Origin of the sequence: Streptomyces sp. NRRL F-525, from assembly GCF_000716605.1 — a bacterium.
GTDB lineage: Bacteria > Actinomycetota > Actinomycetes > Streptomycetales > Streptomycetaceae > Streptomyces.
In genome coordinates this window covers 154,572-176,545 of the sequence record NZ_JNXE01000017.1, presented here as the reverse complement: position 1 = coordinate 176,545, position 21,974 = coordinate 154,572, and the positions used below count along the sequence as shown (strand labels likewise).

The following is a 21,974-nucleotide window of genomic DNA, read 5'->3' as shown; positions in this document are numbered from 1 at the left end:
CGCCCCATGAGACAGGAGCCCCCGAGTGTCCGATCCCTCCCGCCGCGGCGTCCTCAGACTGTCCGCCGGCACCGCCCTGCTCGGCACCCTGGCCCTCGCGGGCTGTGGGCGCGGCGACACCGCGACCGCCACCGCGAAAGCCACGGCCAAGTCGATCGACGACAAGCCGGCCACCGGTACCGTCAGCGTCTGGGCCGCCCAGGGCGACGCCGATGTCCTCGACAAGGTGATCAAGCCCTTCAAGGCCGCGAACCCGGACGTCACCGTGAAGTTCACGCTGATACCGAACTCCGAGTACTACACGAAGCTCCAGGCGGCGATCGCGGCGGGCAAGGGCCCCGATGTGGCCCAGTTCTTCCCCGAGTCGCAGGCGCAGTTCCTCGACCCGTCGATCCTCCGGCCGGTGCCGGACGGACTGGTCGACTCCGGCGCCTTCTTCACGAGCCTCTGGGACGCGGGCCTGGTCAAGGACGTCGCCTACACGGTGCCCTGGTACGCCTACACGTACGCCCTCGTCTACCGCGCCGACCTCGCCAAGAAGGCGGGCGTCACGGTACCCACCACCTGGGCCGAAATGGTGCCGTTCTTCAAGGCGTTGAAGGGCGCCGGAGCCGTGCACGGCCTCGGGGCGGACAACGGCTGGGACATCTTCAACGGCCAGGACGTCGCGATGTACGCCTGGCAGGCGGGCGGCAACCTCCTCTCGTCCGGCGGGAGTTGGACCCTCGACACACCGGAGATGGTCGACGCCCTGAAGTACAACGCGTCGTTCTTCACCTCGGGTTCGGCCGACACCGCGACGCCCACCTTCCTCGACGCGCAGCCCTACTTCGTGTCCGGCAAGACGGCCACGATGATCACCGGTCCATGGGTGCTCGGGCAGCTCGACACCGCCGCGAAGAAGACCGGCTGGACGGCGGCCCATGTCGCCACGGCTCCTCTGCCGGCCGGTTCCTCGGGCAGCGTCTCCTTCTCCGCCGGGGGCACTTGGGGCGTCCTCGCGGACAGTGGGAACACGGACGCGTCGTGGAAGTTCGTCCGCTACGTCTCGAAGCCCAGCACACAGGTCGCGCAGTACTCGGCGTACGGCTCGCTGCCCGCGGTGGTCTCCGCCTGGGACGCCCCGGCCGTCAAGAAGCAGCCGCTCCTCGACGCCTTCCTCACCCAGCTGAAGAACACCAAGGCCTTTCCCCAGGTGGGCACTTGGCAGCAGGTCGCCACCCGGCTGGGCAAGGAGATGGAGACCGTCGCGAAGGGCACACAGACCGCGGAGAAGGCCGCCGCGAGCATCCAGGCGTACGCCAAGAGCCTCGGCACGGGCGCGGAGTGAGCCGCGGATGACCACCACGCTCGTCCCGGGAGCGCGGCGCCGGGCACGCAACTCCCGTCGTACGGCGGTGGCTTGGCTGTTCCTCGCGCCGTTCGCCGTCGTGTTCCTGCTCTACACCGCGATCCCCACGGTGGCCGCGCTCGGCTTCAGCCTGACCGACCTGCGGGGCTCGGACCTGCGCCACCCGCTCGCGGTCGACTTCACCGGCCTGGACAACTACCTGCGTCTGTTCCAGGACCCGACCTTCCTGCGGGACATCCTGAACACCGGCGTCTTCGTCGCCGTCGGTGTGCCGCTGACGATGGCGATCGGCTTCGCGCTGGCGGTCGCGCTGAACTCCGGGATCCGGCGGCTGCGCGGGGTGTTCCGTACGGTCTTCTTCGCGCCGGTCGTCAGCAACGTCGTGGCGGTCGCGCTGATCTGGCAGTACGCCTTCAACGCGGGCGGCACCGTCAACAAGGCGCTGGGCTACGTCGGTCTCGCCGGGCCGAACTGGCTGGACGATCCGCACCTCGCGATGCCCGTGGTGATCCTGCTCGGCGTCTGGCGGAACTTCGGCACCGCGATGGTTCTCTTCCTCGCCGGGCTGCAGGCCGTACCGGAGGACGTGTACGAGGCCGCCGCACTCGACGGGGCAGGCCGCTGGCGGCAGTTGAGGCACATCACGCTCCCCCTGCTGCTGCCCACCACCCTCATGGTGTCGGTCCTGCTGACCGTCTTCTACCTCCAGGTCTTCGACGAGCCCTATCTCCTCACGGACGGCGGCCCGTTGGGGTCGACCGAGTCCGTATCGCTGTACACCTACCACCAGTTCGGGTCCGGCCAGCTGGGCATGTCCTCGGCCGCGTCGTTCGTGATGCTGCTGCTCGTACTGCTGGTGAGTGTCGTCCAGTTCCGACTGCTGAGGCCGCGCACATGACCGCCGTCACCGCGTCCTTGAAGGACACCGAGCTCACCGCCACCGACCGGATCGCTCTCCGCCCCCGGTCCGTCGGCCGCCCCCTGCTCTACGGCGCGCTGGTGCTGTGCGCGCTGCTCACGCTGCTGCCCTTCTTCTGGGTGCTCAGCGGTTCGCTGCGCGGTCTCGACGAGATCCGCTCCGACCCGGGCGCGTGGCTGCCGCGGCACGTCACGCTCGACAATTTCGTCCGGCTGTTCCGGACCGAGGGCTTCGGGCGCTTCCTCACCAACAGTGTCCTGGTCGCCCTCATGGTGGTGATCGGCAACATCGTGGCGGCCTCGGCGGCCGGATACGCCCTGGCCAAGCTGGAGTTCGCGGGCAAGCGGCTCGCGTTCGGGGCGGTGATGGCGGCGATGATGGTGCCGTTCACAACGGTGTTCGTCACCCAGTTCGTGATCACCGTCGACATGGGTCTCGCCGACACCCTCACCGGGATCGCGCTGCCCGGTGTGGCGCTGCCGCTCTCGGTGTTCATCATGCGGCAGTACGCGCAGTCGGTGCCCGACGAGTTGCTGGAGGCGGCACGCATCGACGGCGCGGGCGAGTTCCGGATCTTCTTCCGGATCTTCCTGCCGCTGGCCGGTCCCGCGGTCGCGACGATCACGATCATGTCGTTCCTGAACTCGTGGAACAACTTCATCTGGCCGCTCATCGTCGCCCAGACCACGGCGAGTTACACCCTCCCGGTCGGCCTCGCCGCCACCAGCCAGGCGGCCCAGCACGTCACCGACTACGGTCTGGTCCTCGCCGGCGCGATCGTCGTGATGCTGCCGGTCCTCGTGCTCTTCCTGTTCCTGCAGCGGTACTTCGTGCAGGGCATCGCCGGATCGGGGATGCGGTGACGCGAGTGACCGAGACCTGTGGGTTCACGCTCGTCGCACGGGGCAAGTCCGAGGAGGCGAAGGGGTGTTGATGTCGGGGATGAACCAGAGCGCCGTGCGGCGCGTCAACACCTCGGTCGTCCTGCGCGCGCTCGCGGTGTCCGCGGGGCCCACGACGCTCACCGCGCTCGCCGAGCGGGCCGGACTGTCCCGCCGTACGATCGAGCTGATCCTGGACTCGCTCGTCGAGGCGGGCTGGGTGGCCGAGTTGGAGCGGATCCCGACCAGCGGCTCGGCCGGACGACCGGCCCGACGGTACGAACTGCGCGCGGAACACGCCCTGTTGGCGGCCGTCTACATCAACACCGCCGACGCCTCGGCCGTGATCGCCGACGTACGCGGCCGTATCGTCGGCCGGGCGCACCGCCCACTGCGCGCCTACCAGGACCCCCAGGCCACGCTCGACGACGCGGCGGCCCTGGTCCGGGAGGCACTCGACGACGCGGGCGGATCGCTCGACCGGCTGCGCGCGGGGGCGGTCGCGGGCGGTGGCGCCATCGACGACGAAGGGGTCGTACGACGGCTCGTGCACACCACGCGCTGGGAGGGCGTGCATCTGCCCAAGGAGCTCGGGCGGCGCATTGGGGTGCCGTGGTTCGCGGACAACGACTCCAACCTCGGTGCGCTGGCGGAGCGTTGGCGAGGTGTGGCCGGTGACCACGACAACGTGGTGTGGGCGATCCTCGGCAACCGGACCGGCCTCGGCATCCTGATCCGAGGGGCCGTGCACCGGGGCCTCGACGGCGCGGCGGGCGAGATCGTCGAGGCGCGGTCGATCCCGACCGGCACGGTCCAGGACCGTCCTGTGGCCCTGCTGAGTTCACCGGAGGCGGCGCAACGCGAGGTGGCGCGGGAACGCTTCGACGCCGCCCGGGCCGGAGACGCTCACGCGCTCGCCGAGGTCGACGAGTTCGTCGAGAACATCACCTCCATCCTCACCACCCTGTCGTGGACGGTCGCGCCCTCGCTCATCGTGCTCGGCGGCGGTCTGGAGGACGCGGCCGATGTGCTGCTCCCCCGGGTGCGCGAGGCGATGCGCGTCGCCCGGACCCCCGCGATCGAACTGCGCGCCACCGGCCTGGGCCGCGACGCCGCGCTGATCGGCGCGGTGAAACTGGCCCTCGACCGCATGGACACCGAGTTGTTCGGACCGCTGGTCCCCAGCTCTTAACTCCCCCCACAGCACACGACTTTGGAGCCTCCCTGTGACCGACACCCCGCACACCGACGTCCTCATCGTGGGCAGCGGCATCATGGGCTCCGTGGTGGCCCGGCTGCTGCGGGAGAGCGATCCGGGGCTGGGCATCACGATGGTCGACGGCGGCAGCGCGATCGGTGAAACGCCCGGACTGCACCTGCACGATGTCTCCGATCCGGCCGTCTGGTCGCGGTACAACGAGCGGGTCGAGTCCGGTATCCAGGGCATGTACACGGGCGCCGAGGTCGTGCGCGAGGTCGCGGACAGCCTGGCCGGTCTGACGCCCGGCATGTTCCACGCGCTGGCCTTCGGCGAGGACGCCGAGGCGATGCCCGCGACCGCGCTCGCGTGGAACGCCGGCGGCATGGGCGTCCACTGGACCGCCGCGACGCCGTGGCCGGCCGGACCCGAGGTCTTCGACTTCGGCGACCCGGCCCGCTGGGACGCCGACTTGGACACAGCGCGCCGCCTCCTCGCTGTCTCCCCCTCCCCCATCGGCCCGACCGCAGTCGGCCGGACCGTCCTGGACGTCCTGCGCCGCCGCTACGACGACACCGCACCCGCCGACCGACGGCCGCAGCCGATGCCCATGGCCGTCACGGCGACGGACTCGGGCCCCATGCCACGCACGGCGCCGGGCACGATCTTCCCTGCGATCGCGACGGGCGGCGACCCGACGTTCACGCTGCTCACGGGGACCCTTGCGACCCGGTTGCTCGTCGCGGACGGCCGGGTCACCGGTGCCCGGCTGCGCCGCGTCACCGACGGCACGGAGACCGAACTCCACGCGGACACCGTGATCGTGTGCGCCGACGCCCTGCGCACCCCGCAACTGCTGTTCGCCTCGGGCATCCGCCCCGAAGCGCTGGGCCGTTACCTCAACGAGCACGCGTTCATCACCGCCCAAGTCCTCCTGGATCTCGACCGGTTCGGGATCGACATCGACGACCTGCCGCTCCCGCGCACCGGCGAGTTCAGCACGGACTCGCTGTGGCTGCCGCAGAACGGTTCGGCCCAGCCGTTCCACGGCCAGATCATGAACCGGACGTACGTCGACGAGCACGGCCGCCCCCTCGCGCACGCCATAGGCCTGTCGCTGCTCATCCCGGTCGAGTCGCGCCCCGAACACCGGCTGGTCTTCTCGGAGTTGGAGACCGACCTCGCCGGACTGCCTCGCATCGGCGTCGAGTTCGCCTACACGGACACCGATCGTGCGCTGATCGACCGGGGACTGGCCGAAGTCCGTTCACTGGCCGAGGAGTTCGGCCCCTTCGACCCCGCGACCGAACTCGCCCTGCTCCCGCCCGGTTCATCCCTGCACCTGACCGGCACCGTCCGCTCGGGCACCGCCGACGACGGGACCAGCGTGTGCGACCCGGACGGCCGGGTGTGGGGGTACGACAACCTGTACGTCGCCGGTACCGGTGTGATCCCCACACCGATGGCCGCCAACGTGACGCTGACCGGTGCGGTGACGGCCGTACGGACCGCCCGGGCCGTCACCACCCGCACCACGCCGCTCGCCGCGCGCTGAGAGGAAGCCCGAACGTGAAGGAAGCCCGAACATGAAGGATGTCCGAACGTGATCGACATCGTGAAGGAATACCGCGTGGCGCTGCCTGCGTGGATCGACGACGAGCTGGCCGACGTGCCCGCCGTCGTCCCCGGCCGCGAGGACCGGATGCGCCTCGTGCACCGGCTCGCGGACCGCAACTGGCGTGAGGGGAACGGCGGTCCGTTCGCGGCCCTCGTCGCCGAGCGCGACACCGGCCGGATCGTCTCGGTGGGCGTGAACGTCGTGCTCGCCTCCGGAGTCTCCAGCGCACACGCGGAGGTCATGGCCCTTGGCCTGGCCCAAGTGGCCACGGGCGGCTGGGACTTGGGCGCCACCGGCCTCCCGACCCACGAACTCGTCGTCAACTGGCGCCCCTGCGTGCAGTGTTACGGCGCCGCCCTGTGGTCCGGGGTGCGCGGTCTGGTGGTCGCGGGCGAGGGTCCGGAGCTGGAGGAGATCACCACGTTCGACGAGGGCCCGCTCGGCGCGGACTGGGCCGAGCAGTTCGAGGCGCGGGGCATCGAGGTCGTAGGAGATGTGCTCCGGGACGAGGCGCTGACCGTGTTCCGGAACTACCGCGAGGCCGTCGACGAGGCGGACGGTGTCGTCGTCTACAACGCGCGCGGAGGTGCCGAGTGACCCCGCGTTTTGCGACCGACGTCGTCACCTTCTACCACCCGGACTTCTGGGGTCTCCCCTCCGCGGACGCGGTACGCGCGTGGGCGTTGGTGCATCCCGAGCAGTTCTGGGAGCGGGTGATGGACGCGCTGGACGAGGCCGGCGTCACGGGCATCGAACTCACCTTCACGCCGGGCGACATCGAGTCGGCGCTACGGGCGTTCGGCAGCGCGCAGGGCTTCCGGCGCGAGCTGGTGGGCCGTGGGCTGGCCGTCGTGAGCGCGTTCGTCGCCGGGGAGGACAGCCCCGACTGGCTGGACCCGGACAACCTGCCCGCGATCGTCGCCGACGCCGAACGACGCGCCGCCTTCCTCGTCGACGTGGGGGCCGAACTCCTCGTCACCGGGCTCCCCATGCGCACGACGTTCGGGACCCACCCGCCCCTCTTCGTCGACGCCCCGTACATGACCCGCATGGCCGACATCGCGCACGCGGTGGGCGAGGCCGTCTCCCGGCAGGGCGTGCGGCTCGCCGTCCACACGGAGTCCAACAGCACGCTCTGGTACGAGCGCGACATCGACCTGTTCATGGCCTTCACGGATCCGCGCTACGTCTGGCTGTGCCCCGACTCCTGCCACATCGCGCTCGGCGGAGGCGATCCGGTGGCCGTGGCACGCCGTCACGCGCAACGCGTCGCGCTGGCGCACTGGAAGGACGCGGTCAGACCCATCGACGTGGAACTCACCATCGACGAGACCGTCTTCGCCCAACAGCGGCCCTACATGGCCGAGTTGGGCTCGGGCATCGTCGACTGGAAGGGCTGGGCCGACGTGATGTCCCGTACGCCAGGCGCCGACACGGTGCTCATCGAACTGGACGAGGCGGCCGATCCGGTCGCCGCGTTGCTGGCGGGGCGGGCGGTGGCGTCGTCGGTGCTGCCGTGACCGGTGTCGCCGCGGTGTGACGGAAGCTCGTCGAGGCTGTGCAGGATCTTGGCGCGCAGGGGTGCCGTGCCCAGCAGGCTGATCTCGTCGATGATGGTCAGGGCCTCGATCCAGGCGTCGCGGGCCGCGTCGGAATCGGCCGCGGCACGGTGGGTGTCGCCGAGGTCGGCGAGGCTGGTGGCCTCGTGGAAGCGGTCGTCGGTCTTGTGGAACAGGTCGATGGCCTGCCGGTAGCACTCGACGGCCTGCGCGTACTCGCCGAGGTGCTGGTGGATGTAGCCGAAGCTGCCCCAGGTGTAGGCCTGCCCGTTGAGGTCCCCGATCTCCTCGACCAGCGCGAGGGCCTGCCGGCTGTGGTCGAGAGCCGTCCGCGCCTGGTCGCCAAGCCTGACCTGGTACCGGCCGATGTGGTCGAGGGCGACGGCCTGCCCGAGCCGGTTGCGCACGGCCCGGTAGTGGGCGAGCGCCTCGCGGGCGTGACCGAGCGCCTCCCGGTACTCGCCCCGGTCCGAGGCCACCCGGCCGAGGTGCTTGTGGATGCGGGCCTGCCCGGTGTGGTCCCCGAGTCGCTCGAACAGGTCCAGCGCGAGCGCGTAGTGGGCGCGGGCGTCCTCGGGATGGTTCAACTGGGTGTGGGCGAGGCCGAGTCCGCGATGGGCCTGAGCCTGTCCCTTCTTGTCGTCCTGTCGCCGCGCGGCGTTCAGGGCGGTCGTGTGCGCGGCGGCCAGCGCGGGCCAACGCCCCTGCCGGTTGAGGAACGTGGCGACGGCCGCGGCGAGTTGCCAGGTGTACGCCTCGAAACCATCCCGAGCCTGCTCTACGGCGGCCAGGACGACGGAGTGCTCGACGGTGAACCAGGCCAGCGCCTCCCGGCGATTGCCCAACTCCTCGGGCCTGGCTCCCGGTTGGGCGGGGTCCAGCGCGATCGGGTCCTGTCTGCGGGTCAGCAGCGCGTCGGCGGCATGCGCGGTGTGGAGGTAGTGGTCCAGCATCCGGTGGGTCGCCGAGCGCCTGGTGCTGTCGCCGTCGTGCGTGGCGATCAGTTCGGTGGCGTAGGCGCGCAGCAGGTCGTGGAAGGTGTAGCGGCCCGCGGTGTGTTCGGTGAGCAGGTTGCCGCGGATCAGCTCGGTCAGCAGCGCGCGGGTCCGGGCGGGCGGCAGTCCGGCCAGCGCTACGACGGCGGGCAGGGCTGCGTCGGGTCCGGGATGCAGCCCGAGCAGCCGGAAGAGCCGGGCAGCCTCCGTGCCCAGTGCCTGGTACGACCAGGAGAGGACGGCCCGTACCTGCGTGGCCGGGTCCCCGTCCCCGCCGTCCAGGGCGTCCAATCGGCCGTCGGCAGCGCGGAGTTCGTGGGCGAGGGTGCCGAGCGGAATGTGCGGCCGGTCGGCGGCGCGGGCGGCGACGATCGCCAGCGCCAGGGGCAGTCCGGCGCACCGGATGACGATCTCGTCCACGGCGTCGGGCTCGGCGGCGGTCCGACGGGCGCCGAGGCGGCCGGTCAGCAACTCCCGTGCCTGGACTGTGGTCAGCAGGTCCACGGCCAACAGGTGCGCGCCCTCGGTCGCGGCCAGGCCGGCGAGCCGGTTGCGGCTGGTGACCAGCGCCAGACAACCGGGCGCGCCGGGCAGCAGCGGGCGGACCTGCGCGGCGTCACGGGCGTTGTCCAGCACCACCAGCACCCGGCGACCTGCCAACAGGCTCCGGTACAGGCCGACTTGGGCGTCCAGGCCGTTCGGGATGCGGGCCGGTGGCACCCCGAATGCGTCCAGGAAACCCCGGACCGCTTCGGCCGGGTCCACCACGGAACCGCCGGGGTCGAAACCCCGCAGGTTCACGTACAACTGCCCGTCGGGGAAGGCATTCCGGACCCGGTGGGCCCAGTGCACGGCGAGCGCCGTCTTGCCGACCCCGGCGGTTCCCGACACCGCCGAGATGACCACTGCGGCCTGCGGCGCCGGGTCGGTGTCATCCGTAGCGGGCAAGAGGGCGTCCAGTTGGGCGAGTTCGCCGTCACGTCCGGTGAACGCCGCGACCGCCAGAGGCAGTTGGGCGGGGACCGCGCAGGGCGACGCCGACGGTCCGGGCGGCGGGGCGAGGGCCGCGTCCTGGCGCAGGACAGCTGTCTGGATGTCCCGCAGCGCGGGGCCGGGTTCGATGCCCAGCTCCTCCCCCAGCCGGCCGCGTGTGCGGTGGAAGTGGTCCAGCGCTTCGGCGGAACGGCCGCACCGGTGCAGCGCGAGCATCAACTGGCCGGCCAGCCGCTCGTCCAGGGGGTGTGCTTCCGCGCGGGCCGACAGTTCCGGCAGCAGCGCGGCGTGCTGTCCGAGCCGTAACCGCGCTTCATCCAGGTCGAGTTGGGCCGCGAGCCGTTCCTGGACGAGCGTGTCGCGCAGGGCGTTGAACCAGGGTGTGTCCAGAGCGGCGAAGGGCTCCGCGCGCCATAACTCCAGGGCCTGTTCGAGGAGGGTCGCGGCACGGGCGTCGTCGCCGGTGACGCGGGCCTCGGCGGTCGTACGGCGGAAGGAGTGCAGGTCGACGGTCACGGCGTCGGAGGTGGTGAGGACGTAGCCGCCCGACTGCCGTGCGATGACCGCCTCGCCGGTGGCGGCCAGGGCCTGCCTCAGTCGGGAGAGGTAGCTGTGCAGGGTGGTGCGGGCCCGGCGGGGTGCGTGAATTCCCCATACTCGTTCGGTGAGTTGGCCGGTCGTCACCGGACGGTCGACATCGACCAGGAGTACCGCCAGGACCCCCCGCTGCCGGGTGTGGCCCAACACCAGCGGCCGGCCGTCGATGTGGGCCTCGACGCTGCCCAACACCCCGAATTCCACCGTCATCCCGACCGCCTCCCCCGCGATTCAAGAATTGTCCAACGTTTGTCCCTGCCCCGCCCGACACCTTGGTGCGTGGCGGCGGTCGACCACTGATCGAACAACTCGACTGCCCGCCAAAGGACTTGACCTCGGTCGAAGAACTCGGCCAAGCATTCAGGAGGCAGACATGAGACGCACGATACGACGCCGTGGCGCCATGATCGCGGTGACCGCGGCACTCAGCGCCGGCGGGCTGATGCTGGGAACGGCGGCGAGCGCGTCCGCGAGCGCGCTGATCCCGCTGACCACGGGCAACGGGGCGGCTCTCTTCAACGGCACCACCATCGCCTCCGGAACGGTCGGCGTCCCGGATCTCTGGCCCGGGGACACGATCCTCGCCACCTGCTGGAGCCGGGGCGACAACCTCGGCGCGGGCAACGTCTGGTACCGCACCGTCGACGAGCGCTACGCCCACCTCAACGGCCTGGAGTTGACCGCCACCGGGTGGACCTACGGGGCGTACGTCGACACCAACACGGCCTTCCACAACGGGAGCATCCCGCAGTGCTGACCGGACGGTGACATCGGAACCGTCCACGGCGTCGAGCCCCCGGTCGTCATGGCCGGGGGCTCGACGCCGCCTCCAACCGCCCCGAGAAAACGCTTGCTTGCTACCATCCGATCATGCCGCGCCTGGTCGATGTCCCTGGGTACGTACGCTTCTGGACCGCCTCCGCGATCTCGTCGTTCGGCTCCCAGATCACCGGGCTGGCGCTGCAGATCCTCACCGCCGTCACGCTGAGCGCGTCCGCCACGGAGGTGGGCCTGGTCAGCGCGGCCCGCTGGGCGCCGTATCTGCTCTTCGGGCTCGTGGCCGGGGTGCTGGTGGACCGCTGCCGGCGCAAGCCGGTCATGGTGGCCATGGACCTCGGCAGGGCCGTCCTCCTCGGCGCGATCCCGCTGCTGTACGCGCTGGACCGGCTCAGCGTCGCCGCACTGTGCGCGTGTGTCTTCGCCTTCGGGGTGCTCTGTCTGTTCTTCGACGCGGCCAACCACTCCTACGTCCCGCAGCTGGTCCCCAAGGAACTCCTCCACGCGGGCTACGCCCGGGTGGGGCAGGCCGACGCGGTGGCCGGGTCGACCGGGCCGCTGATCGCCGGAGTGCTGATCAGGCTGGTCGGCGCGCCGCTCGCCGTGCTCGTGGACGCCGTCAGCTATCTGGTGTCCGGCCTGCTGCTCACCTCGGTACGCGCCCACGACCCGGTTCCCGATCGGGGCGGGCGGCGCAGTCTGCTCACCGAACTGCGCGAGGGGACGGCCTGGGTCTACCGCCATCGGATCCTGGCGCCCATCGCGCTGACCTCGCACCTGATGCTCCTCTTCAACACCGTCGTCAGTACGGTCTTCGTGGTCTTCGCGCTGCGCGACCTCAAGATCGGGGACTTCGGTCTGGGCGTGACGTACGCCTGCGCGGGCCTGGGCGGAGTCCTCGGCGGCGCGTTCTCCGCACGCGCGGCGCGGAGATTCGACGTCGGCGCCGTCCTGATCGCGGGCCGTCTCCTCGCCGCCGTCGGCTGGCTGCCGCTGGTCCTCGCCCAGCGGGGACCGTGGGCCCTGCTCTCGGTGTCGCTGGCCTTCTTCGTGGTCTCCGGCGCCATCTCACTCTCGAGCCCGGTCGAGATGAGCTACCGGCAGGCGGTCACGCCCGAGCGGCTGCGGGGACGGATGAACGCCACGATCCGCTCGTTCAACTGGGGGATGGTCGCGATCGGCGCACCCGTGGGCGGTCTCCTCGCGGACCGGGTCGGCTACCGGTTCGCCCTGTGTGTGGGCCTGTCCGGCGCCGTCCTCCAGGCACTCCTGCTCGCCGGGTCCCGCACCCGGGAGGCCCGCGACACCGACGGGGCCGAGCCTCTCGTACGCGCCTGAACCCGGGATTCACCCGAAATGCGGCATTCGGAAAGCCGGGGGATGCTGGGAGGGCCAACGCACGTCCGAAGGAGGACAGCCATGTCGTTCATGGACAAGGTCAAGGGAATGCTGGGCCAGCACCCCGACCAGGCCAAGCAAGGCGTGGAACGGGCGGGAGACATGGTCGACAAGCGCACGGGCGGCAAGCACGCCAAGCAGGTCGACATGGCCCAGGACAAGGCCAACGACTTCATCGACCGCGAGAAGCCGCAACAGCCCTGACCGCTTCTGTCCCCGTATCGACCTCGATGCGACCCAAGTGCACCCCGGAAAGCACAGAGTTAATCGACTGCTGATGTGAAAGGGTTGCGCGCCCCGGGCCCGATCCATACATACTCCCCCCACAAGAAGCCACAACTCTGGGGGGAGTTGGCTCATGCAAGGCACGATCGACGGGTTCCGCTACGGTGCGGTGACCCCGGTGGCGGCCTATCTCATGGCCTGCCTGGGAGGGGCTCTGGGACTGCGCTGCGTGGTGCGGTCCCTGCACAACAAGCAGTCGTGGAAAGCGGGTTGGCTCGCGCTCGGCGCGACGTCGATCGGCAGCGGCATCTGGACGATGCACTTCATCGCGATGATGGGCTTCCAGGTCGAGGAGACCCGGATCGGCTACGACGTCGGCCTCACGGTGCTGAGTCTGGCCGTGGCGATCGTCGTGGTCGGCATCGGCGTCTTCGCCGTGGGCTACCGCGGCGCGACCGCCAGCACACTCTCCGCGGCCGGCGTCATCACCGGGTTAGGAGTCGCCGCCATGCACTATCTGGGCATGGCGGCCCTGAAGTTGAACGGCGACATCGAGTACCGGACCAGCACGGTCGTGCTCTCCGTGGTGATCGCGATCGTCGCCGCGACGGCGGCCCTGTGGGCGGCCGTCTCCATCCGCGGCTTCCTGGCGAGCCTGGGCGCCAGCCTGGTGATGGGCGTGGCCGTCTCCGGGATGCACTACACGGGCATGGCCGCCGTGAGCGTCCATCTGCACGGCACCGGCGGCGCGTGGACGGGCGACTCCGCCAACTCCATCCTGCTTCCCATGCTGTTGGGACCGGCGATCTTCCTGCTGCTGGCCGGGGTCGTCGTGATGTTCGACCCGCTGCTGGTGATGGGCGAGGGCGACTGGGACCGTTCCTTCGCCCGCCACCCGATCGGCCCGGACACCGGCGGCAAGAAGTCCGCCCCACGCCCCGACTCCCTCTTCGACACGGCGAACCGCCCGGCGGCCGGCCGACCAGGCGGGTACGAGAGCCCGCCCGCCCCACCGGGCAGCCGCCGGAGCCGAAGCCGGTACACCCGCAAGAATCCCCCGACGCCGAACCGACAGACCTCGTACGGCAGCCCCGCGATCCCGTCGCCGCCGAAGCCCCGCGACGCCTACAACACCCCGGCCACACCCGCACGCGGCCGCCCGGATCCGCACGGCACCCCGCAGCGCCCCGGGGAGTGGTGACCAACACCGCCCACCACGGCCCGACTTGAGCCACCCGCTGCCGTAGCGGCCAAACATCCCTACGGCAGGCTCAGTTGGGCGCGCCCGGCGGCACCCGGGGCAGTGGATCGACCCGCACCGACCCGGCGTCGGCGAGGTACACCCGGATCAACTCGGCCGCCTCACGCGCCTGTTCGTCGGTCTGGCACCGCAGTTCCGCCCCGAGCCGTCGGACGGCGCCGCGCAGGGTCATGCGTGCCGGTGCGTGGAGAGCCGTGTCGTCGAGCAGGGTCAGCAGGTGGTTCAGGAGGGTCCAGTCCGCCGCGTGCTGTACGGCGGCCCCACCGGGCAGGTCGGCGGGTACCGGTTCGGTACGGAGCCAGGTCGTGGCGAGGAGGGCGTCGACGAGGTCGGTGACGCCGGGCACCTCGGAGTCGGCGGCATGCTGCCAGGCCACCCGGTTGAGCCGGGCCGGGTCCAGCAGGTGCTCCGTGACCAGGGCGGTCGCGACCCGTACGGCCTCGAAGGGGTCGAAGATCCGCCCGGCGCCGGTGTCGAGGTACTGCTCCGTGCGTCCGTAGCGGATCGCGGGCGGGGTGAGGGTGTCCACCACCGAGCTGGGCAGGGCGAGTTGCTCGGCACTCAGCAGTTCGGCGAGTCGATCGAGTGCCGTGTGCTGGGTGGCCGCGTCGACGGCCTGCGCGCCTCGGCCGTCCTCTCCGGCGAGGCCGTACGCGTAGCGCACCCCGCCCACCAGCCGGGCCACGGCCGTCACCTCGTGCCGGTGCAGGAGGTGCAACAGGACGGCCCGTTCCTCCAGTTCGCCGGTCTGCCGGTCGGGCGGCAGCACGGCGCGCGAGAAGCCGTCCAGCGCGATACGGCGGACCCGCAGCATCGTCTCCAGCGCCTGGAGGGCGTCCGGTCCGCTGACCCAGGTCACGGCGTCGGCGTGCGCGGCGTTCGGGCCCTGGGCGTCCTCGTCGGAGAGGTAGGTCAGGCCCGACTCGGCTGCCTCGGCGCGCAGTTGGGCGAGCGCGGTCTCCTCCGCGCCTTCGCCGAACCGGCCGTAGGCGTGCGCGACCAGGAAATGGTCCCACGGTCCAAGTCCCGTGCCGTACGCGGCGGACAGGTCGAGGTCGCCCTTCTCCGTGACGCCGATCCGCGCGTGCGGGTAGTCCATGACGGACGGCTCGGGGTGCTGCGTACTGGCGAAGTTGTGCATGAAGCCGAGCGCGTGGCCGATCTCGTGGGCGGCGAGCTGGCGCAGCCGGGCGAGCACCAACTCCTCGACGGCGGCGAGCCGTTCGACCTCGTCCGGGTGGCCGTAGGGGGCGAGGAGGGACTCGCCGAGCGCGCGGACCTGTTCGACGCGCTGGGAGCCGAGCCGTACCCGGGCGTGCAGGATCTCGCCGGTTCGGGGGTCGGTCAGGCCCTGGCCGAGGGACCAGCCGCGGCCCGCCCGGTGCACCCAGACCACCCCGTTGACGTCGGGGTCGTACGGGTCGAAGCCGTCACCGGCGGGCTCGACCCGGTAGGCGTCGGGGAGTCCGATCCGGGCGAAGGCCTGCTGCCACCAGTTGCAGCCCTCGACGACCGCCGAGCGGAAGGGTTCGGGGACGGCCGGGTCGACCCGGAAGACGATCGGGGCGCCGCCGGGTTCCGCGCGGAAGCGGGGCTGGAGCTTGACCTGGGTGCTCGCCCGGCCGACGAGGCCGTGGTCGGCGTAGCCGATGCCGTAGCCGCCCGAGGCGGGGTGGTAGCGGCGTGCCGGCAGCGGGGACGCGGGCAGGCGCAGCAGGTTCAGCTGCTGGACGACGGTGAGGGCGCGCGGGTCGGCGGCGACGGCCCGGACCGCCTGGCCCCGGCCGGGTCCGCGGAAGGTGAGCAGCGCGGGCAGCCGGACGGCGGCGGGTCCGGTGCGGCTGTCGGCGACCAGCGGGAGACTCGTGGACGCGTCGATCGTGTAGTCGCCCTGCTCGAACGCGTGCAGATGCTCGGCGATCAGGTCGTGGTCGGCGAGGACGAGCCCGGTCGCGTCGACGACCGCCGCACCGTTCTCCTCGCGCAGCACGGGCGCACTCCACACGACGGACAGCGCGAAGGACTCGTCCACGGCCCGTACGGCCGCCGCGTCGCCCGACGTGAGGAAGTGCTTGTTGCGTACGGCGAACAGGACCCGGTCGCCGACCCGGCGGAACTCCGCCAGCCGCGCCTTCCCCGCCCTGCCCCGGTCCAGCCAGAGGTCGCTGGAGCCGAGGCCCTGGGAGAGGGAGACGGTGAGGAGGAAGGGTTCGTCGAAGTGGCGGATGCCCAACAGCAGCCGGTCCGAACGGAGTTCGGGGTCGGGGACCAGATCGATGAAGTCGGCTTCGCCGGGCATGCGGGGCCTTTCCGTTGAGCAACGTCGAGTTGATGTTGCCAGGCCCCTGCCTCTCGTACCGCGTTGGCTCGTTGTTACGGTTCCCCGGTGTCTGAATCTTCACGCGATACTCCCGAAGGCGCCGGTTGGGGCACCGCGGAGCGCGGCGCGTATCAACAGCTCATGCCGTCCCACGTCGAGAAGGTCTCGTGGCTCAGCCCGAAGACTCTCTGGGCCGCGCGCAACGGCGTGTTGGCGTCCTGGTTCGGGGACCCGACCGGTGACACCCGCGGCCGTTGGGTGGCACAGCGCGCGGCTGCCGGGGCGCCCGCCGACAAGGTGATCCGGCGCGACGATCCGGACACCTTCTCGTTCATGGTCATCGGTGACACGGGCGAGGGCGACGATCCCCAATACGCCGTCGTACCGGGCTTTCTGAAGGCCAGTCAGGAAACGGCGTTCGCGGTCGTCGCCAGTGACGTCATCTATCCCGTCGGCACCGCGGACGACTACGAAACGAAGTTCTTCCGCCCGTACCAGGCCTATCCGGCGCCCATCTACGCGATACCCGGCAACCACGACTGGTACGAGGGCCTCGGCGGTTTCATGCGCGTCTTCTGCGACGACGCGCCCGCGCTGCCCGCACCGAAGGCGCCCCGCCCGCTGACGCGCGCCTGGTGGCGCTCGCTGCTGTGGCACCACCCGCGTCCGTCCGATGGCGAACACCTGGACAAGGCACGGCAGTTGCGCTCCTCGCCGGACCAACAGGCCGTGCAGCCGGGCCCGTACTGGGCGATCGACGCGGGACCGGTGCGCATCATCGGTATCGACACGGGCCTGTTGGGCACGATCGACGCCGAACAGGGCGCCTGGCTGCGCGAGGTGTCGAAGGGGTCCACGCCGAAGATCCTCATCACCGGTTCGCCGCTGTACGTGGACGGCGAGCACCACCCGTGCGCCATCGAGGGCGGTGGCACGGTCGACGACATCGTCAGTGACCCGGCCCACCACTTCGTCGCCGCGATCGGCGGTGACATCCACAACTACCAGCGCTATCCAGTGCAGTTGGCGGACGGCCGTACGCTCCAGTACGTGGTCTCGGGCGGTGGCGGCGCGTTCATGCACGCGACCCACACCGTGCCGCGCGTCGACATCGCGAACGTCACCGAGCAGGACTTCCGCTGCTACCCGCTGCGCGGCGACTCCCTCGCCTTCTACAGCAGGCTGTACGGGCGCCGCCTGCACCTGCGCCGCTTCTTCACCCTCACCGAGGCCCAGGCGTCGGCCGTGATCTGCGAGCGCCTCGGCATCCCGCCGACCCGCACGCCGGGCCCGCCCGTCCGGATCACCCGGCGCGTCCGTCTGGTCGCGAGCCTGCTGGGCGCCGGGAGCCGCCCCGACCGTCGCTCGCGCTTCCGCCTCCCGGTGCGCAAGATCTACACGCAGCTCTTCTCGCCCAGCTCGGTGACGTACAGCCCGCCGTTCTTCAAGTGCTTCCTACGGCTGGACGTCACTCCGGAGGCGGTCCGGCTGCGCTGTTTCGCGGCCACCGGCAACCGCGCCCAGGAGATCGACCCGCCGGTCGAGGACGAGATCACCATCCCGCTGCGCTGATCACACGCGCGCAATGTTCGCCTGTCACAATCGGGACAGAACAGAACTGACGTACGACCGCCGGAGGAGCCCGTGCCGCCCATCTCACGCCCGCTGCGGAAGCTGGGCTTCCTCACGATCGGCCTCTTCGACGAGGCCGATCCGCGCCGGGGCCACGAGTCGACGCTGGAGATCATCGAACTGGGCGAGCGCCTCGGCTTCGACAGCGCGTGGCTGCGCCACCGCCATCTCCAGTACGGCATCTCCTCCCCCGTCGCGGTCATGGCGGCGGCCTCCCAGCGCACCAGCCGCATCGAACTGGGCACGGCGGTGATCCCCCTCGGCTGGGAGAACCCACTGCGGCTGGCGGAGGACCTGGCGACCGTCGACATCCTCTCCGGGGGCCGCATCAACCCGGGCGTCAGCGTGGGGCCGCCGATGCACTTCGACCAGCTCAAGGAAGCGCTGTACCCCGACACGGCCGACGTCGAGGACTTCAGCTACGAGCGGGTGCGGCGGCTGCTGGACTTCGTGCGGGGCGAACCGGCCACGGACTTCAGCGGGGTCGAGGGCTTCGAGGTGTTCTCCGACCGGGTGCAGCCGCACTCCCCCGGTCTGGGGCGTCGTCTCTGGTACGGCGGCGGCAGCGCGGGCTCGGCGAAGTGGGCCGGCGAGCACGGGATGAACTTCCTGACGAGCAGTGTGGTGAAGGCCGAAGGGCCGGACGAGTCAAGGGACTTCGCGGAGATCCAGCTCTCCCACATCCGTACGTTCCGCGCCCACCACCCCGACGGCGAGGCAGCCCGGGTCTCCCAGGGGCTGGTGGTCATCCCGACCGACTCCGCGTCGCCCGAACAGCGCGCGAAGTACGAGGAGTTCGCCCGCAAGCGCACTCCCCGTACGACGTCACCGCAGGGTCCGGCCCGGCTGATGTTCGCGCCGGACATCGTCGGCACCTCGGAGGAGATCGCCGAACTCCTGCACGCGCACGCCGCGTTCAGGGAGATCGACGAGGTGGCGTTCGCGCTGCCGTTCACCTTCGAGCACGAGGACTACGTGCAGATCCTCACGGACATGGCGACGAAGCTGGGACCGGCGCTCGGGTGGAAGCCAGCCGTCTGACCCCGGTTTCACCAGCGGCGGGGCTCGGTGCCGACGATCGGTTCCGAGGGCTTGCCGTCGACGCCGACCGGTATGTCGCCGGTGAGCATCACCCGGTGCATGGTGCGCGGGAAGCCGAGGTGGGCGTTGTCGCTGGGGGCGAGGTGGATGGTGGCCCGGTTGTCCCAAAAGGCCACGCTGCCCGGCTCCCAGCGGAACCGCACCGTGTACTCGGGCCGGGTCGCCTGCGCGAGCAGCATCTCCAGGATCGCGGCGCTCTCCGCGCGGGAGACATCGGTGATCTGCTCCAGGTAGTAGCCGTTGACGAACAGCACCCGCTCCCCCGTCTCGGGGTGCACCCTCACCAGCGGGTGCACCGAGGCGACCTGATGGTCCAGGAGGTGTCGGACGTACGCGTCGTCGCCGGGGCGCGGCTGATAGCCGACACCGAGCCGGTGCTCGGCCCGCAGCCCGTCCACGAACTCCCTTACCGGCTGTGAGAGTCCGGCGTACGCGGCGGCCAGATTGGACCAGGTGGTGTCGCCGCCGTAGGGCGGGACGGTCTCCGCGCGCAGGATCGTCGCGGCGGGCGGATCGACGCGGGCGCCGTGGTCGCAGTGCCAGCCGCGCAGGAGAGTGTGCCTGCGGCGCTCCAGCCACTCCTCGTGCTCCATGCCGAACCGGCCGCCCAACTCCAGCCGGTCGGCGGTCGTTTCGACCTCGGGGAAGCCGGCCGGTGACGCGCCGCCGCGCCGCCCGAGCACAACGGGTTCCCCGAAGCGGCGCGCGAACGCCACATGCCCGGTGTGGTCGAGCCGTTGGTCCCGGAAGAACACGACCTTCCAGCGCAGCACCGCCGCCCGGATCGCGGCGACCACGGCGTCGTCGAGTTCACCGGCCAGGTCGACACCGGTGATCTCGGCCCCGATGTGCCCGGAGGCCGGCCGCACCTCCATGCCGTCCACCCGCGCCGTCTCGTCCGTCGTCGTTCCGCTGCTGTCCGTCGTCATGCCCGCTCCGTCGTCGTACGTGCCCGGCCGGTCGTCCGCACCAGGTCCTCCCACCGGGTCGTACCCAGGTCGTACGGGTTCCAAGGAAGATCGTGTCAGCGATCCCCGTGCGGGGCGACAGGGCCCCCGGCCGGCCTCGGCTCAGCGCCTCGCGGCGCGCGCGGGCCTGGGCGCTGTGCGGCGGTGGATGGGGCCACCGGGTGTGTACCACCCGGCCTTCTTGCGGACGAGCGGGGACGGGTCGTCAGCGTGCGCGCGGTCAAGTGCCGCGAGGGCGTCGGGGCGGCTGTGCACCCACAGTCCGACGAGTTCGACGGCCCTGGCCCGCACCTGCGGGTCCGGGTCCTGTTCCAGGAGCCGGATCGCCCGGGGCAGCAGCGCGACACGGTCCGGGAAGCAGGCCGCCGCGTCCGGCTTGCAGCGGTCGCAGGACAGGGCGTGCACGGCCGCGATCCGCACCCGTGCGTCGGGGTCGTCGAGCCGGGCGGTCAACTCGCCCACGGCGTCCGGGACGAGCAACTCGTCCAGCAGCCTGCAGCACTGCTCGCGCACCAGCGGGTGGGCGTGGTCGAGCCCCTCGCGGATGGCGGGCACGGCGGCCGCTCCGCGCCGGAGCAGCTCACGGAAGGCTCCGGGACGGCGGGGCTCACTGCCCAGCGCGTCGACAAGTACCTGTTCGGGAGCATCGACGGGTGACATGGGGACCCCCTTCCACCGCTGCCGAGTCTGCTCCGGCGGATGCGAAGGTCACAAAGTCTTTTCCACCGGGCGGGAACGCCCTGGTCCGGCGTGCGTGGGACTGCTCGCCCATACTGGCCGTACCGCACAGCCAAGGGAAGGTCCGACCGTGATCAGCACCCCGACGCACACGCTCAACGACGGCACGAAGATCCCCGCCATCGGCCTGGGCACCTGGCCGATGGACGACGCGACGGCCGAGGAGGCTGTCGAGGGTGCGTTGCGCATGGGCTATCGCCTGGTGGACACGGCGACGAACTACCGCAACGAGACGGGCGTCGGCCGTGGCCTCGCCCGCAGCGGTGTGCCGCGCGAGGAGATCGTCGTGACGACGAAGCTGCCGGGCCGCCACCACGGCTACGAGGAGACCCTCGCCTCCTTCGAGGAGTCACGGGCGCGGCTCGGTGTGGAGTACGTGGACCTGTATCTGATCCACTGGCCGCTGCCCCGCGTCGGCAAGTTCGTCGATTCCTGGAAGGCGATGATCAAGCTCCGCGAGGAGGGTCTCGTCCGGTCGATCGGCGTCTCGAACTTCACCCCCGGGCACATCGAGCAGTTGGAGAAGGAGACCGGCGTCCTGCCCTCCGTCAACCAGATCGAGCTGCACCCGCTGTTCCCGCAGGACGAACTGCGCGCTTTCGACACCGAGAAGGGCGTTCTCACCGAGAGCTGGAGTCCTCTCGGGCGCGGTTCCGAGTTGCTGAACGACCCCACTGTCGTGACCGTCGCCGAGGCGTTCGGGGTGACGCCCGGCCAGGTGGTGCTGCGCTGGCACACGCAGCTCGGCGCCGTCCCGATCCCCAAGTCGGCGGATCCCGGCCGGCAGCGCGCGAACCTCGACATCTTCGGCTTCGAACTCGGCCCGGCCCAACTGGCCGCCATCGCCGATCACACGCCGCAGCGGCTGGGCGGGGACCCGGAGACGCACGAGGAATTCTGAGAGTCCCGGGGGTGGAACTTGCGTGTTTCCGCCCCCAACTCGCCTTCCCTGCCTCTATGTTCACGGCGGAGTTTCACGATCTCACCGGAAGGTTCTCGTATGCGCACCGCGTTCCGTACCGCCGTGACCGGATCGGTGGCCGCCGCCGCTCTGCTGGTCGGCGGCACTGCCCAGGCGACTCCGGCAGGCCCCGGAGTCACCGCCACGCTGATCAGCCAGACCACGATCGGCGACACCGACTACACCCTGCGCGAGATCACCATTCCGCCCGGCCAGGCCACGGGCTGGCACTACCACGACGGCCCCCTCTACGGCATCGTCAAGCAGGGCACGCTCAGCCACTTCGACTCCAGCTGCGCCTCCGACGGCGTGTACCGGGCGGGCAGCCCCATCCAGGAACCGGCCGGTTCGGGCAACGTGCACATCGGGCGCAATCTGGGGAACGTCCCTCTCGTCCTCGACGTGCTGTACGTCCTGCCGCACGGATCACCGTTCTCGGAGGACGCGCCGAACCCCGGGTGCCCCTTCCAGTAAGGCTCTCC

General features: G+C 70.9%; 18 protein-coding genes and 1 pseudogene. 15 read left to right on the top strand and 4 right to left on the bottom strand.

Annotated features, from left to right (window positions below; all coding sequences use genetic code 11):
- Positions 1-25: 25 nt before the first annotated feature.
- The 7 genes from OO69_RS25095 (at position 26) to OO69_RS50330 (ending at position 7,487) form a co-directional block, all read left to right on the top strand.
- Entirely contained in the window at positions 26-1,330 is a 1,305-nt protein-coding gene (locus OO69_RS25095) for an extracellular solute-binding protein (protein ID WP_033283014.1), read from the top strand.
- A 7-nt stretch (positions 1,331-1,337) separates the two neighbouring features.
- Entirely contained in the window at positions 1,338-2,249 is a 912-nt protein-coding gene (locus tag OO69_RS25090) for a carbohydrate ABC transporter permease (RefSeq protein ID WP_033283013.1), read from the top strand.
- Positions 2,246-3,133: a carbohydrate ABC transporter permease gene (locus OO69_RS25085; RefSeq protein ID WP_033283012.1), complete on the top strand. Its 888-nt coding sequence runs from the start codon at positions 2,246-2,248 to the stop codon at positions 3,131-3,133. Before OO69_RS25090 ends, OO69_RS25085 begins: the two co-directional genes overlap by 4 nt.
- Positions 3,134-3,212: 79 nt before the next feature.
- Complete coding sequence (locus OO69_RS25080; RefSeq protein ID WP_199811020.1) at positions 3,213-4,343, top strand: ROK family transcriptional regulator; 1,131 nt, start codon at positions 3,213-3,215, stop codon at positions 4,341-4,343.
- A gap of 34 nt (positions 4,344-4,377) precedes the next feature.
- The gene (locus OO69_RS25075; RefSeq protein ID WP_033283010.1) at positions 4,378-5,904 is read left to right on the top strand and encodes a GMC oxidoreductase; all 1,527 of its coding nucleotides are present in this window, start codon (positions 4,378-4,380) and stop codon (positions 5,902-5,904) included.
- Positions 5,905-5,952: 48 nt separating this feature from the next.
- Entirely contained in the window at positions 5,953-6,564 is a 612-nt protein-coding gene (locus OO69_RS25070; protein ID WP_033283009.1) for a nucleoside deaminase, read from the top strand.
- Positions 6,561-7,487 carry a sugar phosphate isomerase/epimerase family protein gene (locus tag OO69_RS50330; RefSeq protein WP_078652558.1) on the top strand — a complete coding sequence of 309 codons (927 nt, stop codon included), beginning with the start codon at positions 6,561-6,563 and terminating at the stop codon, positions 7,485-7,487. The genes OO69_RS25070 and OO69_RS50330 overlap by 4 nt, the downstream gene beginning before the upstream one ends.
- A 104-nt stretch (positions 7,488-7,591) precedes the next feature.
- Here OO69_RS50330 and OO69_RS25060 read toward each other — a convergent pair.
- Positions 7,592-10,321, bottom strand: a pseudogene (locus OO69_RS25060) (BTAD domain-containing putative transcriptional regulator); the annotation flags it as partial.
- 163 nt (positions 10,322-10,484) lie between these two features.
- Between OO69_RS25060 and OO69_RS25055 the strand changes: the two are divergent.
- The 4 genes from OO69_RS25055 to OO69_RS25040 all read left to right on the top strand — a co-directional run bounded on the left by OO69_RS25055 (position 10,485) and on the right by OO69_RS25040 (position 13,712).
- Positions 10,485-10,868, top strand: coding sequence for a hypothetical protein (locus OO69_RS25055; protein ID WP_158713417.1), 384 nt, complete (start codon positions 10,485-10,487; stop codon positions 10,866-10,868).
- A 113-nt stretch (positions 10,869-10,981) separates the two neighbouring features.
- Positions 10,982-12,226, top strand: a complete 1,245-nt coding sequence (locus OO69_RS25050) for an MFS transporter (RefSeq protein WP_033283006.1) — start codon at positions 10,982-10,984, stop codon at positions 12,224-12,226.
- 81 nt (positions 12,227-12,307) lie between these two features.
- On the top strand, positions 12,308-12,490 hold the full coding sequence (locus OO69_RS25045) for an antitoxin (protein WP_019056963.1): 183 nt from the start codon (positions 12,308-12,310) through the stop codon (positions 12,488-12,490).
- A gap of 154 nt (positions 12,491-12,644) precedes the next feature.
- Complete coding sequence (locus OO69_RS25040) at positions 12,645-13,712, top strand: MHYT domain-containing protein (protein ID WP_033283005.1); 1,068 nt, start codon at positions 12,645-12,647, stop codon at positions 13,710-13,712.
- A gap of 70 nt (positions 13,713-13,782) precedes the next feature.
- Here OO69_RS25040 and OO69_RS25035 read toward each other — a convergent pair whose 3' ends face one another.
- Entirely contained in the window at positions 13,783-16,071 is a 2,289-nt protein-coding gene (locus OO69_RS25035) for a zinc-dependent metalloprotease (RefSeq protein WP_033283004.1), read from the bottom strand.
- An 87-nt stretch (positions 16,072-16,158) separates the two neighbouring features.
- On the opposite strand from OO69_RS25035, the gene OO69_RS25030 reads away from it, so the two are divergent.
- Both OO69_RS25030 and OO69_RS25025 read left to right on the top strand, forming a co-directional pair.
- The gene (locus tag OO69_RS25030; protein ID WP_033283003.1) at positions 16,159-17,664 is read left to right on the top strand and encodes a metallophosphoesterase family protein; all 1,506 of its coding nucleotides are present in this window, start codon (positions 16,159-16,161) and stop codon (positions 17,662-17,664) included.
- Positions 17,665-17,736: 72 nt separating this feature from the next.
- Positions 17,737-18,765 (top strand): LLM class flavin-dependent oxidoreductase, encoded by a 1,029-nt coding sequence (locus tag OO69_RS25025; RefSeq protein WP_033283002.1) that lies wholly within the window; start codon positions 17,737-17,739, stop codon positions 18,763-18,765.
- A gap of 8 nt (positions 18,766-18,773) precedes the next feature.
- On the opposite strand, the gene OO69_RS25020 is transcribed toward OO69_RS25025, so the two are convergent.
- Both OO69_RS25020 and OO69_RS25015 read right to left on the bottom strand, forming a co-directional pair.
- Positions 18,774-19,754, bottom strand: a complete 981-nt coding sequence (locus OO69_RS25020; RefSeq protein ID WP_033283001.1) for a TauD/TfdA dioxygenase family protein — start codon at positions 19,752-19,754, stop codon at positions 18,774-18,776.
- Positions 19,755-19,895: 141 nt separating this feature from the next.
- The gene (locus OO69_RS25015; RefSeq protein WP_033283000.1) at positions 19,896-20,453 is read right to left on the bottom strand and encodes a HEAT repeat domain-containing protein; all 558 of its coding nucleotides are present in this window, start codon (positions 20,451-20,453) and stop codon (positions 19,896-19,898) included.
- 148 nt (positions 20,454-20,601) lie between these two features.
- On the opposite strand from OO69_RS25015, the gene OO69_RS25010 reads away from it, so the two are divergent.
- Both OO69_RS25010 and OO69_RS25005 read left to right on the top strand, forming a co-directional pair.
- Positions 20,602-21,432, top strand: a complete 831-nt coding sequence (locus OO69_RS25010) for an aldo/keto reductase (RefSeq protein ID WP_033282999.1) — start codon at positions 20,602-20,604, stop codon at positions 21,430-21,432.
- A 99-nt stretch (positions 21,433-21,531) separates the two neighbouring features.
- On the top strand, positions 21,532-21,966 hold the full coding sequence (locus OO69_RS25005) for a cupin (RefSeq protein ID WP_033282998.1): 435 nt from the start codon (positions 21,532-21,534) through the stop codon (positions 21,964-21,966).
- The last annotated feature ends 8 nt before the right edge of the window (positions 21,967-21,974 follow it).